Raw genomic sequence first — 17,072 nt, 5'->3', positions numbered from 1 at the left:
GACAAAATGCCAATAAATTGGCTATAAGTGCTATGAAAAAAAGCGACTTTGAATATTTGTTAGGGTAACAGAGTCTTCGTAGTAGTCCGAGGACGGGAAAGCCGTCCACATGGCGAAGGGAGACAGTTTTTCTTCAATACAATAAAAAAGGAAAGGTGCGTGAGGCATTATGAGAAGTCCCGAAAATGTATTGAAAAGTTTAAGTGAACAAGCAACAAAAGAAAACTATAGGTTTGAAAGGTTATATCGCAACCTATATAATCCAGAATTCTATCTACTTGCATATCAAAATATTGCTATCTCACAGGGTAGTATGACAGCAGGGTCAGATGGACTTACTCTTGATGGTATGAGCATGGAGCGTATTGAAAATATTATTGCAAGATTAAAAGACCACTCATACCAACCAAACCCAGCAAGGCGTGTCTACATTGCAAAGAAAAATAGCAAGAAAAAACGACCTTTGGGTATTCCGTCAACTGATGACAAGCTAATACAAGAAGTCATCAGAATGATATTAGAAGCAATCTATGAACCAACGTTTTCTAATAACTCACATGGTTTTAGACCTAACCGAAGTTGTCATACGGCATTAAGAGAGGTTGTTACAATTTTTACTGGTGCTAAATGGATAATTGAGGGTGATATTAAGGCTTGTTTCGATAGTTTTGACCACCATGTAACCGTAAATCTTCTAAGAAGACGCATTGATGATGAGGCATTTATATCTCTAATGTGGAAATTTCTAAGAGCAGGATATATGGAGCAATGGATATACCATACGACATACTCTGGCTCTCCACAAGGGTCGGGCATGAGTCCGATAATATCAAATATATATTTACATGAGCTTGATATATTTATGGAAGAGCTGAAAAATGAATTCGATATGGGAGAAACAAGAAAGCGCAAGGTACACGAAGACCATGAGAAAGTCCGTTGGGCTTATAGAAAATCAAAGAAAAACTTAGAAAATAATCGTAATGAGGAAAATATAAAGACATTTAAAGAAGCTCGAAAAACTATGTTGTCTACTCCACATTTAGATGAAATGGATAATAGTTTTAAGCGTATACAATACAACCGTTATGCTGATGATTTTTTAATTTCCATAACAGGTTCAAAAGAAGACGCACAAAAAATAAAAGAGTTAGTAAGAGTGTTTTTACAAGATACCCTCAAGCTTACGATGTCAGAAGAAAAGACTCATATTACCCACTCCTCTAAAATGGTGCGATATCTAGGTTACGATATTAGAGTATCTAGGAGTCAAGATTTTAAACGCACCAAGAAAGGATTACAACGTGTATGGTATGGGAAGGTACAACTATATGTACCTAAAGAAAAATGGATTTCTAAGTTGCACGAATACAAGGCTTTGAAAATCAAAAAAGACGGAAATGGTAAAGAAATCTGGAAACCAATTCATAGGGGTGCATTAATGCCCTTGGATGAAGTTGCAATCATCAGTAAATATAATTCAGAAATCAGAGGACTATACAATTATTATCGCATGGCAATCAATGCTTGCAACTTAGGTAAATTTCATTCTATTATGCGTGGAAGTTGTCTAAAAACATTGGCTGCTAAATACAACTCATCTGTTATGAAAATGTATACAAAATATCGCAGTAAAAATGCAGACTTTGGTGCTAATTATAAGACAAAAAGTGGAATAAAACGCTGTGAGTTTTATAATGATGGATTTAAAAGGGATAAAAGTGATGCCCCACAATTTGCCGATATAATGCCACAATACAGAGTCCAAATAAGACCTAACAGTCTTGCTGGTAGGCTTAAAAGTGGTGTTTGTGAAGCTTGTGGAGCAAACTCTATCAAAGTATATATGCACCATGTAAAACGTATGAAAGACTTAAATGCTGATAATAAATTTGAATTGTTGATGATTGAAAAAAGACGGAAATCTTTGGCTTTATGCCCAAAATGTTATGAAGAAGTAAAGAAAAAAATCACTTAAACTATGAAAAATGGCGAGCCGTGTACGCTGAGAGGCGTAAGCACGGTTCTGAAGGGGGTTACACCAAGACCGCTGATGAAAATTAGTATGGCGTGGTGTTGCCTACCTTATGAACTTTACACCATGCAAAGATATTTGCAATTTAATGAACTTGAAAAGAATAACTTACAACACTTTGATTCATGGGCTAGTACATTTGGTGAAACTGTAACAGCAGTAGAACTTTCCCCTGAAGGAGATAAGTATAGAACTAAGACAAGATTTAGCAAGTTTTATAATCTTCCTGAACTTATGGCTATGTTTAAGGAAGTTGCAGATATTAAAACAGCAGATATGCTCGATTTAAAGGTTCCTGAAGCTGAATACGAAACAATAGTAACAATGCCTACCCAGGAGCAGAAAGAGGTCTTAAAAGGCATTTCTGAACGTGCAGATAGGGTTAGAGATAGAAGGGTTGAGCCAGAAGAGGATAATATGCTAAAAATCACAAATGATGGTAAGAAACTAGCATTAGATCAAAGGCTTATCAATCCCTTATTACCAGATGATCCAGATAGCAAGGTTAATGTATGTGTTAAAAATATTTATTCCATATGGGATAAAACAAAGGGAGAACGTTCAGCACAACTTATCTTTTCTGATATGTCTACCCCAAAAAATGATGGAACTTTTAATGTTTATGATGATATAAAGGAAAAACTTTTAGATATGGCAGTTCCTGAAAAAGAGATAGCCTTTATCCATGATGCCAATACAGAAAAACAGAAAGATGAATTATTTTCAAAAGTACGAAAAGGTAATGTTAGAATTCTTTTAGGTTCTACTCAAAAGATGGGGACAGGTACTAATGTGCAAGAAAGACTTATAGCAACTCATGATCTTGATGTACCTTGGAGGCCTGCTGACTTGGAGCAAAGGGCGGGTCGAATAGTAAGACGTGGTAATAGAAATGATAAGGTAAAAATTTTTAGGTATGTTACGGAAAACACATTTGATAGCTACCTCTGGCAGACCATAGAAAATAAGCAAAAATTTATATCTCAGATTATGACATCAAAAACTCCTGCTAGAGTGGCAGAAGATGTTGACGAGAATACCCTATCATATGCCGAAATAAAGGCTTTAGCAACAGGTAATCCCCTTATAAAAGAAAAGATGGACCTGGATATTGAAGTTACAAAATTAAAGATGATGGAAGGGAATTACAAGAGTAACCTCTATAGTCTTGAAGATAAGATTATAAAGACCTATCCTAGAGAAATTGAGAAATATGAAAAATTAATTGAGGGAGCAAAGAAGGATATTGAAAGAACTGAGCCACAGGGTACAGGAGATAATAAATTTACTTCAATTAAAATTACTGATGAAGAAATAAAGGATAGAAAAGTTGCAGGAGATAAAATCCTAGAAGCTATTAAGGGAATAAAGCTTAGAGATAAGAAGGTTATTGGAGAATATAGGGGATTTCCTATAGAAGTAACCTATAGCATTATTACCAATGAACATAACTTTAACCTAAAGGGTTCTAATAATCATTACGGGGACTTGGGGCAAAACAGAGATGGAAACATTACAAGAATGGACAATGTAATAGATAAAATTCCAGATAGTCTAAAAAGGTTTGAGGAAAGGCTTGTAGCTACTAAAGAACAATTTGAAATTGCCAAAGAAGAAGTAAAGAAACCTTTTGATAAGGCAGAAGAACTAAAAAACAAGGTAGCAAGACTAGCTGAAATCAATAAACTCCTAGATATGGGTGAAGTAGAGGAATTGGAAAACTTAAGTCCACTGATTGAAGATGTTAAAAGAGCTATAGTTGATTATTTAAATAAAGAATTTGGAGAGGATCATGCTTATGAAGACTTTAATACACTTTTCCCAGATGAAGGACATATTGGGCTTGCCTATACAACCACTGAAGATGGCAACCATGAAATACAGTATGAAATAAGCCTTAAAGATTATTCCTGGACACAATATGTAGATAATAAGGAAGTATCCAATAGGTCTTATCTTGAAGATGAAGATGGCGAGGCAGTAAATAAGGAGCAAGCCCTTGAAGGCTTTCTTTTAGACCTTAAATATGGGGAATTTGATGACTATGTAAGGGTTGATGAAAATGATTTAAGAGAAAAATTAGGACTTGAAATAGATGATGATGGAAATTATTATGATCCCCTTGAAAAGGATATGGATAATGATGGTATTCCAGATAGGTATGACAGTGATTTTAGGAGTAGTAACTATTTTGAATCTACCTATGATGTAGATGGTCTTAAAAAAGATGATAAGGAGTCTACACTTGGAAAACTTGAAAAGTATAAGACGAAGATTAGGGAGGAACTTAGTCTATCTCAGGAAGATATAGACAAGGAAAAGGATAAGGGTGCAAGATAATATAATACTTTATTTTTGGTAAATTCTACGAATTTATTAGAAATAAAGTCCACAGGGGTTATTAGGGGGTGTAGCCCCCTGATGCCCTGAAATAAACTCTGAGGAAACTCGGAGTTTTTCCTATTTTTAAAAACCATAAATGCATTGTAAAAAGAATTATAAATGAAAACCGTAAGGAGGAATATTATGTTTAATGAAAGAAATAGGCTATTGGGGTATTTTGGCCTTAATAGCTATGATGAAATAATGACCTATATTAAGGAAAATCCAGGGGATGAAAAGGTTAAGGAGATAAAGGAATTATTTAAAACCTATTCTACAGACCTTGATAGGGAGGTGGATAGGAATGAAAAATAACTTATATAGGGAATTTAATTGTAATAGCAAGGAAGAACTTTATGAAAAAATAAAAAGACAAGATAATGAGATAAAACCTCTTTTAGAATTCTTAGACTATGCCAAGTCTAATATTAAAAACAATAAAAAAGCAATAGATAGTCCTGATGTCCTAGTAGATTATGTAAAATCAACAACCTTACCTACTAAAGATACTGGGACTATTATTTTTGTAAATACAAAGAATCATCCTGTTCACTTAAAAAGAACTAGGCTAAGTTGGAAAAATAGTGTGAAGGAGGCTTTAAAGGAAGGTTTAATGGCAGGGGCTAATAGGGTATTCATGGCTTTTTCCAGTGAGACTCCCCATGAAAGAATGGAAGAAACCAAAGATTACTTTGAAAAAATAGGTATGAAAGTTATAGACACCATAAATTATGGGAAGGAAAATAATAGTTTTTTATCTAAAAAGGCAGGCAAAACCTACTATCCATCTATGTCCTATGGATTGGCTAATGATTCAGAAGTGGTTTATGGTGAAAAGGATTATAGTTTGAAAAATAAATATGAGGATTTTACAAGTTATCTAGCTAGTAATGAGTTAGTAGATTTAAATGTAGTAGAAGATATAGATGAAATAAAGGAGTTGCTAAAGATAGGCTTTCAACATCATCAACAAGAAGTCTTTGGTATGCTAATCTATGATAGTAATGAGAAAATAATTGGAGCTGAAGAGCTTTTTAAAGGGTCTACAGATGCTTCAATTGTAGACCTAAAGATTATGGCTAGAACATTGTTTAACTATCAAGATGTAAAAGGATTTGCAGTATTTCATAATCACCCTAGTGGAAATCCTACTCCTAGCAGTGAAGATGTATCCATGACTAGGAGATTAGAAAGCATGACAGAAATATTTGACTTGGAGCTTTTAGACCATTTTATAGTAGGTAAGGAGAAGACCCTATCTTTTTCACAAGAAGTAAGTGGCTTTCTAAGCAATAATTCAAGCTATCAGGATAAGATGGAAAGGTTGTCAACTGTGAAGGAGGATAGGCCTATCTATGATGGGGAAAAGGCTATTGTAGAAGTGGGAGATAAGATTAAAACTGCACTATCAGATGAAACCATTGTCTTAGATGTAGATAAGGATAATGCTATCTTATTTGATGGAAGACAATTTGTTGAAGTTTCTGGCCTACAATGTGATAATGATAAATTCTTTTGGAATCAGGGCAACTACTCTGATAGTTATCCCCAGAAGAAAGACGGTACAATAATCGATAAAATAAATAAAATGGTAGATGAAGACTATAAAGGTTTCGTTAAAGCTATGATTACTATAGAGAATGGGATAGAAGATCCAGAGCTGCTAGACGAACTTTATGACAGGTTTATGAATAACGATGGAGTAAATCTAATCAATGACTACTTTGATGAGCTTATATATGACCTAGAGTATGATATTGCAAGTGGTAGAGAAAAGGATATAAAATCAATTGACATACCAAGTAAGGAGAAAGAATTTTTTAACAAAATAGATGGCTTTGTAGATGCTTATACAGATTTATCTAATGCAATGTATGATATAGATTATGATTTTGCAGAAAATTACCCACTAGAGAAATCTTTCCACGATATTGATTTCATAAGCTGGGCTGAAGCAAGTAAGCTAAATATATCTGAAGAGAGTAAAGATAAAAACCTAGAAAAAACAAATGCTATAAAAGAAAAAAAGGATAATAAAAAAGAATCTACTATTGAAAAACTTAACAAGCTTAAAGATAAAGTTGCAAAGGATAGTGGAGATAAGCTACAGGACAAGCTAGGGGATAAGAAGAAGGATAGGGAGATATAAGTACAGTAGCATTAGCAAGACTGGATATGGGCAGGCTTCGGTCTGCCCTATTTTTTTATTTTTTCATAACCTTTGTTTATTGAATATATAAACTAAATCGTTTATAATATAAAATAAGATGATTATGGAGGTGTACTATGGATACATCAGAGCAAATAAAAGTTTTGTGTGTAAGAATGGGAATAAGTGTTTCAGAACTTGCAAGGCGGATAGGTTATTCACCTCAGAACTTTAATGCTAAATTAAAAAGAGGAACAGTTGGAGAAAAAGATCTTAAAAAAATAGCTGATATATTAGGTATAACTTATGAGCAATCATTTACTTTACCAAATGGTGATAGAATTGAATTAACTAATTAGAAAATATAAAATAAGGGAGATAGTTTATGTCTAAAAATAATAAGCAAGAGAATGGACAAACTTTAGAATCAATATTATTTAATTGTAGAAATGCACTAAGAGGTGCTGGAGGAACAGAAAAAAACAGAGATGCTGTTATAGGTCTTGTATTCATAAAATTTGCTGGAGATAAATTTGAAAAAAGACGTAAAGAACTTAAGGAAGAATATGGTGATATACCTGCTTTTCTAGAAAAGAAATCTTTTTATTTAGCTAAGAATGTTTTTTATTTACAAGAACATTGTAGGTGGTCATATATTGTAAAAGAGGCTAATAGTAACGATATTGCTGTAAAGTTAGATACAGCAATGGCTGATATTGAAAAGGACAATCCTCCATTACAGGGAGCATTGCTCTCTAATTTTTATAGTAGTTTAGGGGCGGATATTAGAACACTTAAAAACTTAATAGATGAGATTAATAAAATAAATGAAGAGAGATTTCAAGAGGAAGATTTAATTGGAAGAGTATATGAATATTTCCTACAAAGCTATGCTGTAGCAAGCACTAAAGAAGAGGGTGAGTTCTACACACCAGCTTGTCTTGTTGAATTGATTGCGGAGTTAATAGAACCATATAGTGGATCAGTTTACGACCCCTGTTGTGGCTCTGGAGGTATGTTTGTTCAATCTATGAAGTTTGTGGAAAGACATCATGGTAATAAATTAAAGGTTTCTATAGTGGGGCAGGAGAAAAATCCAGATACCAGGCGATTAGCAAAAATGAATCTAGCTATACGTGGAATTGCTTATGACTTAGGAGAAAAGGCAGTTGGTGAAAGCTCAACTTTTACAGACGATCAACATTTAAATAGAAAAGTTGACTATATAATGGCTAATCCACCATTTAATTTAAAGGATTGGCGAGGGGATAATGAACTATTAACCGATCCACGCTGGCATGGCTATGAAACACCACCAAAATCAAATGCTAACTATGCTTGGATACTTCATATGTTATCAAAATTAGATGTAACAAATGGTGTAGCTGGATTTTTGCTTGCTAACGGAGCTTTAAATTCTGATGGAGTAGAATATGAAATCAGAAAAAAACTTATAGAAAATGATAAAATAGAAGCAATTATTGTTTTGCCGAGAGATATGTTTTATACAACAGATATATCAGTGACCCTATGGATTATAAATAATAATAAAAAAGCAAGAACATTGAATAATAGGCAAGTCAAAGACAGGACAAATGAAATATTATTTGTAGATTTACGTACCTGGGATGAAAATATTGCAGAATATGATATTTCCAAAAGAAGCAAGAAAAGAAAAACGGTTTTAACAGATGAACAAATAGATAGAATAAAGAACCTTTATTTTTCATGGCAAACAAGTCAAGGATATGATGATATTCCTGAACTTTGCAAATCTGCAAGTTTAAAGGAAATCAGGGAGGCTAACTATTCTCTTGCCCCAAGTAAGTATGTAGAGTTTATAGATAGGGATTTGGATATTGATTATGAAAAAGAAATGGTGCGTATTCAAACCGAAATGAAATATATAATGAAACTTGAAAAAGAATCACAAAAAAGCCTAGAAGATGCTTTTAGGGGGATTGGATATGAAATATAGTCGGTTAAAAATAGGAGAATTTATAAAATTATGTAATTATACCAATACTGAAGATTACAATTTACCTATTTATGGCATCAATAAAAATAAGGAATTTATGCCAACAGTAGCAAATACCTCTAATGTTGACAAAAAAAAATATAAGATAATGACAAATGGTAGATTCATCTTCAGTGGTATGCAAACAGGAAGAGATCAATGCATAAGAATTGGGCTATATGAGAGAGAATCTGATGTTTTGGTTTCGCCAGCCTATACTACCTTTGAAGTAGATAAGAAAAAAATCCTACCAGAATATTTATTTATGATTTTTAAATCTTCAGAGAAAGATAGATATGGTGCATTTTTAAGTGATGGAAGCATAAGAGCAAACTTAGATTGGGAAGTGTTTTGTGGAATAGAAATAATAGTACCTTCAATTGAAATTCAAAAAAAATATGTTGCTGTATATAAATCAATGTTGAAAAATCAAGAAGTTTATGAGAAAGGCTTAGAAGATTTAAAACTGGTATGCGATACAACGATAGAAAAACTTAGAGGAGAAATGCCTAGTAAAAAAATAAAAGATTATATACAGCCTTTAGATGGTAGGAATAACAAAGAATTGTATGATATTAGTAATGTTAAAGGCCTTTCAATACAAAAGGAATTTATTGAAACCAAAGCAAATTTAAGTGGGGTATCACTAACTTCCTATAAAGTTGTAAAGCCAGAATCTTTTGCTTATGTAACTGTAACTTCTAGAAATAGTGATAGAATTACAATGGCTTATAACAGGACTGAGGACACTTATATTGTTTCTTCTTCATATATAGTTTTTAATATAGCAAAACCTGAATTATTAAATCCTGAATATCTATTTATGTTTTTTGAAAGGTCAGAGTTTGACCGCTATACGAGGTTCCATTCTTGGGGGTCAGCTCGTGAAACATTTATGTGGGATGATTTAGTAGAAGTCGAAATTCCAATACCAGATATTAAAGTTCAAAATTCCATTGTGGACATATATAATGCCTATATTACAAGGATGGAAATTAATGAACAGTTAAAAGGACAAATTAATGATATTTGCCCAGTTTTAATAAAAGGTTCACTTGAGGAGGTGGTTAAAGGTGAAACAGTTTAATGAAGAGCAACTTGAATTTGCAATAATCGATTTATTCACTAAGCAGGACTATATTCATCAAGAAGGCGAGGAGTTACATCGGAAATACGATGAAATCATACTTGAAGAGGATTTATCTAGCTTTTTATACTCAAAATATCCTGGGTTGACAGAGACAGAGTTGGAAAAGGCAATTAATAAGATTAAGCACATTTCCACATATCCTCTTTATTCTTCTAACAGGCAGGCATTCTTTTTAATAAATGAAGGTTTTGATTTAAGCCGGGACAATAACAATGAAATGCCCTTACACATTGACTTTATTGATTTTGAAGCTCCAACTAACAATATCTTTAAGGTTATAAACCAAATTACTATTTCTGGAACGAGAGACCGTAGACCAGATATGATAATCTTCATTAATGGAATTCCCGTGGTAATTTTTGAATTTAAGACAGCTATCAAAGAAGATACTACTATTTATGATGCATGGGAACAAATTCATATGCGTTATAATAGGGATATTCCTAACTTAACCAAATATTGTTTCCTATCTGTTTTATCAGATGGTGCTAATACAAAAATGGGTAGTATTTTCACTCCATATGAATACTATTACTCATGGAATAAAGCAAATGAAGATGAGAAGGTTTCAAATGGTATTTCTGCCCTGCTTACCATGATAAAGGGAGCTTTTAGTAAAGGGAGCTTAATAAGTATATTACGAGATTTTATTTATTATCCTGACGATGAAAGTAAGGAGTTGGCTATTGTTACCAGATACCCACAATATTTTGCTGCTAATAAAATGCTAGAAAACATAAAAGCACATCTAAAACCAAAGGGTGATGGTAAGGGTGGTACATACTTCGGAGCAACAGGAAGTGGGAAAACTTATGCAATGCTTTTTTTATCGAGAATGCTGGCTACTCATTATAGGGATGTTTTTGATGCTCCCACTATTATTGTTATTGTAGATAGAGATGACTTAAATAAGCAGACTAGTAAGTTATTTGAGGACTCAAAACAATTTCTAAAGGATAAAAAAGTAATGTCCATTCCAGATAGACAAGCTTTGAATGATGAACTTGCTAACAATCAAAGTGGTGGAATTTATATAACCACTATCCAAAAATTTTGTGAGACTACAGGCTTACTTTCTGAAAGAAATAATATTATTTGTATTTCAGATGAAGCTCATAGGTCACAGACCAATATTGGCTCAAAACTAAAATACACTGAAAAAGGTGTGGAAACTACCTATGGTTTTGCTAAATATTTAAGGGATAGTTTTCCTAATGCAACTTATGTTGGATTTACTGGAACACCAATAGATGAAACTATTCATGTTTTTGGTGAAATAGTTGATAGTTATACTATGAAAGAAAGTAGTGACGATGGAATTACAGTAAGAATCCAGTATGAGCCTAGATTGGCTAGAGTTATAGTATCTGAAGAGCAGGTAAGGGAAATAGATAAATACTATGAAGAGGTTATTAAGGAAGGCTCCAATCCAGAACAAGTAGAAACAAGTAAACGTGCTATGAGTAAGTTGAGCAAAATACTTGGACATCCTGATAGAATAAGTAAATTAGCCTATGATATTGTAGAACATTACACAAGACTCTGTAGTGAAAAACCAAACATTGTGCAGAAGGCAATGATTGTATGTGCTAATAGAACTCTAGCTTTTTTAGTTTATAAAAAGTTAGAAGATATTAAACCAGAATGGTTTGATGCAAAAAAGACTGAAAGAGAGGACTTAGATGATACCCAACTTGAAAAACTAAAAGAGCTTAGCAAAGTAAATTTAGTTGCAACTCAAGGGAATAATGATCCACAAGAATTATTTGATTTATGTGGCAATAAAAGTCACCGTCAAATGTTAGATGAACAATTTAAAAACAATGATTCCAATTTTAAAATTGCCATAGTAGTGGATATGTGGATTACTGGCTTTGATGTAGCTTCTCTTGCCGTTATGTATATAGACAAGCCTTTACAGAAACATACTTTAATTCAAACAATATCAAGGGTCAACAGAGTATTTGAGGGCAAGGAAACAGGTCTTGTTGTGGATTATATTGGAATAAAGGAAGAAATGCTGAAGGCGGCAAAACAATATGGAAGTCCACAAGAAAGTCCTATCGATGAATTAAGTATTTCTTTAAGTATCTTTAGAAATCATTTATCTTTAATAGAGGATATGTTTATTCAATTTGATTCATCAAAGTTTTTCAATGGTAATCCCACGGAACGACTATTATGCTTAAACTTGGGTTCTGAGTTCATACAAACTTCAAAAGAGACAGAGATGAAGTTTATGGATTTATCTAGGAAGATGAAAGCTGCCTACGAAATATCGTATCCTTCGGGACAGCTTACAGATAAGGAAACAAATCAAGCACAATTTTATTTGGCAATTCGTTCAATAATTTATAAGCAAACAAAGGGAAATGCTCCTGATGCTGAAGTTATGAATAGGGTTGTTGAAAAGATGGTATATGATGCTATAACATCTACAGGTGTTGAAGATATAGTTAATAAAGGTACTGATGAGCTATTTGGTGAAGAGTTTCAAAAACAAGTTGATGAGATAGATATGCCTATATCAAAATTTAATGCTTTATTAAAACTACTACGAAGGGCAATAAGTAAATATGGAGAAAATAATAAGGTTAAAGCTATAGAATTTTCCGAAAGGCTAAAAAGAGTGGTTGAATCCTATAACAATCGTGATTCCCAAGTTTTTGTTAGTGAAGTTGTTTATGATTTTATTAATAGTTTATCAGATGAATTGTTAGAGATATTAAAAGCTCTTCAAGAAGATAAAATATCTTTTGAAAAGATGGGTATTAGCTATGAGGAAAAAGCATTCTACGACATCTTGATAAAGGTCAGAGATGATAATGATTTTGTTTATGAAGATAGTAAGTGTCTAATCCTAGCTAAAGCTATTAAAGAATTGGTAGATGATAAATCTCAATATGCAGACTGGGCTAGTCGAGATGATATAAAAAATCAACTCAATATGGATTTGACTGTTTTATTATATAAACATGGTTACCCTCCAGAATGGGATGAAGAGATATTTGAAAAGGTGATGGAACAAGCAGAGAATTTCAAGAAAAATGTAATCGACGATAGCAATATATTATCTCTTGATAAAGAGAGTAAATTAAATAAACTAATTAAATATCCCACAAAAGATAATATACAAAGTATTAATTTAAGAGTAGCAGAAACAAATATTAATGCGAGAGAAGATGAGTAAAGGGTCAACAGTAAAGATAAAGTGACCTAAAAATTAAGGAGGAAGATTATGAGTATTCAATCAGAGTTCAAAAAATTTAATGAAAAGATAAGACTTGATTATGGAACCAATTCGGAACTTGCGGAGAAAAGGGATACTTTATTGAGGATTTTGGAAAATGATAAGGACTTACCATCGTTTAAGAAATTAGACCAAGGAAGTTATGCTATGTATACAGGAATAAAGCCAGGAGATGGTAGGGAATATGATATTGACGTAGGTTTGAGATTTAATGTTAATAAATCTGAGTATGATCCTATGGATTTAAAGGAAGATATAGAAAAACTTTTGAAAAATCATACAGAATATGGTGCAGAAATAAAGAAGCCCTGTGTGACAGTAACTTATAAAAAAGATGGAGAACCTTCCTATCATGTAGATCTAGTAGTTTATGTTTATGAAGATAAAGATAATACTGATAGTCAGATTTATATTGCAAAGGGAATTAAAGGCAATAAAGATTCTCAGAAATGGGACAAGGCTGATCCCAAGGGGTTGGTAGAGCATATAAATAATGGAGTGGAAATGGGGAAACAAAGAGATCAATTTAGGAGGATGTTAAGGTATCTTAAAAGATGGAAACATAGAAGATTTGATGCAAAAGGACACTCTGAACCATCAAGTATTGGACTTAATTTAATTGCTTTGGATAATTTTATATACTATGAAGAAGATGATTTAAGTGCTTTAATTCATATAGTAGATTCTATTGTTAATAGCTTTAGATTTGAAGGAATTGACAAAGATGGAGACTTTTTATATAGAATAAAATCACCACTACCAATAGAACTTGACTTTGAATTAAATTCAGATGTTTTTGAAAAGATGAGTGATAGACAAATGACTGATTTTAAAGAAAAGGCAGAAAAGCTACAATCTGATTTAAATGGTGTAGAGAATGAAACTGATGAACATGAAAAGTACAAAAAACTCCAAAAGATATTTGGAGACGATTTTGAGGTTCCAGAAGAAGAAAAGACAGCAAAGAAACAATATAATTATATACCAAGTTCTAGTTCTTCTGGAATGGAGTAATTTGTATGGATTTGAATTTAATAAAAAATGATTTATTGGATAAACCTTATTTATCAGGCATTAAGATAAAGAATAATGAGAGTTATAAAAATCAAAGCTATGATGTGAAGATTAAATGTGAGTTAAAGGTAGGCAGTTCGTGGTTTCCAATAATAATAGGAATTCCTAATGATTGGGGACAGAATCTTGTTGATATTTATATTGCATTGGCAGAAATACCATATATTCCTCATATTGATAATAAAGGTAAGCTTTGCTTATATGATTTAGAGGGTTCTATCATAGAGAAGGATTTGCTGGGGATCCTAAATCAATGTATTTTGCGGGCAAAATTGATAATTGAAGAAGGGATAAGTAAGGAAAATTGGAATGACTTTTTAGAAGAATTTGATTCTTATATATTATGCTTACCAGGATGGAAAATAGCTAAAGTAATTATACCAAATTTAGAATCAAGTAAAAAAATATCTTATTGTTCGATAAAGGAAATAAAAAAACAAAGAAGAAAGAATGAATCCTATTCACAATATCTAAAAAGAACTGAAGTAAATGATTATTTTGCAAGTATAGATACAAATGATTTTAAGGAATGGGGGTACAACAATTCAATTAAAAATGGATTGTATTTATATAGTGAAGCTAAGGATATTATTTATCCACCTGAAATAGACAAACCAATATCTGTAGAATATTTGAATGTAATTTTTGAAGGTGTAAAAGTTACATCAGATGTAAGAAAAATTATAAGAAAAGCTAAAGAAGAATTGTTTATTATATTTGAAGTCAAACAACCAAATGGTATTTCTAATACTTTTGGCGTTGTTATAAAAACTCCATGTTTTAATATGGATTCTACTCTTGAACTAATAGAAAAGACGGAAATAATTCCGTTATATGTAGAAAGGCTGGATGAACGTAGTCTTTTAAATAGAACTTCTTTTGACGAAAATATTTTATCTAATAAAGAGTATCTTGTAATAGGATGTGGCTCAATAGGTGGATATGTGTTTAATAACTTGATAAAATCAGGATGTAAAAATATTACATTGATAGATCATGATAAATTAGGGTCAGAAAACATTTATAGACATTTACTCGGAAGAGATTATATTGGGGTTTATAAAGTAGAAGCACTTAGAAAATTTGGAGAGAAAAGTTTACCTGGTTTACAAATTAAAACTGTTGCTGAAAAAATACAGGATGCAATTGATGATAGTGGTATAGATTTTAATGATTATGATTATGTAATTGCAGCAACAGGAAATGCGATTTTAAATATGTGGATAAATGACTATATAAATACTAATAAAATTAATACTCCTGTATTTTATATTTGGAATGAGACACTAGATATAGGTTCTCATGTAGCAGTAATCCAATTTGATAAAGCAGGTTGCTATGAATGTATTTTTAAACGAGATGAGGTATTAGGGTTATATGATTCTACTTCATACTGTAGGCCAGGACAAAATGTTACTAAAAATGTATCTGGTTGTAGTGGCACATTTATACCTTATGGCTCTCTAATATCTATTCAAAGTAGCATATTATTTATTGATCTACTTAAAACCTTTACTGAAGGAAGGATAGAAGAAAATATAATAGTTTCAGAAAAAGGTGATGATTATTATTTTAAAAAAGCAGGATTTGTTTTATCAGATAACTATAATAATCAAAAAGATAAAATTTCTATAATAAAAGGTAATGATTTTAAAAATACTTCTTGTAATGTATGTGGTGGCAAATAATGAAAATTAATTCAAATAATATAGAGATAAAGATTTGTTCTTCTGTTTTTCAAGTGATGAAAAAATATATTCAGCTAGGAGCTGGATCCTTAGAAGCAGGTGGTATTTTAATAGGTAAAGAAAATATATCAGATGATAATATTATTATTAGATATATTACTGAGCCTTATGCAAGTGATAAACGTAGATATAATAAATTTATTAGAAAAGATAAAAGACATATTGATATATTTAACGAGGTTTTTAATTCAAGCAATGAAATATATTGCTATATTGGGGAATGGCATACCCATGATGAAGATTTGCCTGATTACTCCAGATTAGACTTGAAAAACTGGAAGAAAATAATGAAAGAATCGCCAGGAAATATAGAGCATTTTCATATTATAGTTGGCAGTAAAGCAATAAGAATTTGGAAGTTTGGAAAATTATTAAAGAATCCTGATTTGATAAAAACAATATATTGGAAGGATGTGGTAGACTTTGATAAAAAGACTGACTGGTAAAGTAATAGATAATGGAAGAGCAATTCTTCAAATGTTATTGCTTGTAATTTGCTTTTGTTTCCCTAAGCTTGTAAATTTGTCGGAGATAATAAGAACATTACTTGGAGGTCAAAGTCCTGATTTTTCTACTGCTAAATATTATTACCTTATGCAATCAGGAAACTGGACAATGGGAATATTATTAGTAATAATTGTCTTGTTTAAATATATTCGTAAAAGTAATGAGGATAAAATTTTATTTAGTGGAAATATTTATCACGATTACTCATATATATGGTTTTGGTTTTGCTCTAAAATTCTTGGATATAATAGTTGCAACTTAATATTAGTTCCAATTGCAATGCAGTATAAACTTGTAATACGAGGAACATTTGAAAAATATTCAATTCCTGAGGAAAGTTTCCCAGAAAAAGATATAAATGTCGTAGTTCAGTATCACAATAAGGATGCAGAAAATGTCAACGAGGTTAATTTAATTTTAGAAGATACTTACCCTATAACCAAAAATCAAATTCCCGAATCTAAAAAGCCCTTGCGAACCATAATAATAGAGCATGATAGAAAAGATGATGTTTCTAGAGTTTATAATACTAAATTTGTGAAAGAAATATGTAAAGAAGTAAGAGCTTTACCTGAAAAAGCTATTGTTAATATTTACTCTACAACTAACCCAAGACATAATTATGAAATAGCCAAACAGGCTTTTTCTCTTGCCAATAGAGGCAATATAAAAGAGTTATATATATATCAACAAGAAAAAGAAAATACACGTAAGTTTTCTAAAAGGAAGAAAATATATAGATTTTTTGAAGAAGAATAAC

At 31.8% G+C, this 17,072-nt stretch carries 11 protein-coding genes and 1 pseudogene; all 12 read left to right on the top strand.

Annotation, left to right across the window (positions count from 1 at the left end; genetic code table 11):
- The first annotated feature begins 169 nt into the window (after positions 1-169).
- The 12 genes and pseudogenes from B096_RS0104440 to B096_RS0104385 all read left to right on the top strand — a co-directional run bounded on the left by B096_RS0104440 (position 170) and on the right by B096_RS0104385 (position 17,071).
- The gene (locus B096_RS0104440; protein WP_018579555.1) at positions 170-1,978 is read left to right on the top strand and encodes a reverse transcriptase/maturase family protein; all 1,809 of its coding nucleotides are present in this window, start codon (positions 170-172) and stop codon (positions 1,976-1,978) included.
- A 111-nt stretch (positions 1,979-2,089) separates the two neighbouring features.
- A pseudogene (locus B096_RS0104435) lies at positions 2,090-4,375 on the top strand (helicase-related protein); the annotation flags it as partial.
- A 186-nt stretch (positions 4,376-4,561) separates the two neighbouring features.
- Positions 4,562-4,732, top strand: coding sequence for a hypothetical protein (locus B096_RS09930; RefSeq protein ID WP_018579553.1), 171 nt, complete (start codon positions 4,562-4,564; stop codon positions 4,730-4,732).
- Entirely contained in the window at positions 4,722-6,566 is a 1,845-nt protein-coding gene (locus B096_RS0104425; protein WP_018579552.1) for a JAB domain-containing protein, read from the top strand. Before B096_RS09930 ends, B096_RS0104425 begins: the two co-directional genes overlap by 11 nt.
- A gap of 137 nt (positions 6,567-6,703) precedes the next feature.
- On the top strand, positions 6,704-6,925 hold the full coding sequence (locus B096_RS0104420) for a helix-turn-helix domain-containing protein (protein WP_018579551.1): 222 nt from the start codon (positions 6,704-6,706) through the stop codon (positions 6,923-6,925).
- Between the two features lie 26 nt (positions 6,926-6,951).
- Positions 6,952-8,544, top strand: a complete 1,593-nt coding sequence (locus B096_RS0104415) for a type I restriction-modification system subunit M (RefSeq protein ID WP_018579550.1) — start codon at positions 6,952-6,954, stop codon at positions 8,542-8,544.
- The gene (locus B096_RS0104410; RefSeq protein WP_018579549.1) at positions 8,534-9,670 is read left to right on the top strand and encodes a restriction endonuclease subunit S; all 1,137 of its coding nucleotides are present in this window, start codon (positions 8,534-8,536) and stop codon (positions 9,668-9,670) included. The genes B096_RS0104415 and B096_RS0104410 overlap by 11 nt, the downstream gene beginning before the upstream one ends.
- Positions 9,657-12,923 (top strand): type I restriction endonuclease subunit R, encoded by a 3,267-nt coding sequence (locus B096_RS0104405; protein WP_018579548.1) that lies wholly within the window; start codon positions 9,657-9,659, stop codon positions 12,921-12,923. The genes B096_RS0104410 and B096_RS0104405 overlap by 14 nt, the downstream gene beginning before the upstream one ends.
- Positions 12,924-12,971: 48 nt before the next feature.
- A complete protein-coding gene (locus tag B096_RS0104400; RefSeq protein ID WP_018579547.1) occupies positions 12,972-13,997 on the top strand; it encodes a nucleotidyltransferase domain-containing protein in 1,026 nt (341 codons plus the stop codon).
- A gap of 5 nt (positions 13,998-14,002) precedes the next feature.
- Positions 14,003-15,745: a ThiF family adenylyltransferase gene (locus tag B096_RS09545; RefSeq protein ID WP_018579546.1), complete on the top strand. Its 1,743-nt coding sequence runs from the start codon at positions 14,003-14,005 to the stop codon at positions 15,743-15,745.
- On the top strand, positions 15,745-16,251 hold the full coding sequence (locus B096_RS0104390) for a Mov34/MPN/PAD-1 family protein (protein ID WP_018579545.1): 507 nt from the start codon (positions 15,745-15,747) through the stop codon (positions 16,249-16,251). Before B096_RS09545 ends, B096_RS0104390 begins: the two co-directional genes overlap by 1 nt.
- On the top strand, positions 16,229-17,071 hold the full coding sequence (locus B096_RS0104385; protein ID WP_018579544.1) for a hypothetical protein: 843 nt from the start codon (positions 16,229-16,231) through the stop codon (positions 17,069-17,071). Before B096_RS0104390 ends, B096_RS0104385 begins: the two co-directional genes overlap by 23 nt.
- Position 17,072 lies beyond the last annotated feature (1 nt).

Origin of the sequence: Erysipelothrix tonsillarum DSM 14972 (genome assembly GCF_000373785.1) — a bacterium.
Classification (GTDB): domain Bacteria; phylum Bacillota_I; class Bacilli_A; order Erysipelotrichales; family Erysipelotrichaceae; genus Erysipelothrix; species Erysipelothrix tonsillarum.
The sequence above is the reverse complement of the archived record's forward strand: the minus strand, read 5'-3'. Positions and strand labels throughout refer to the sequence as shown.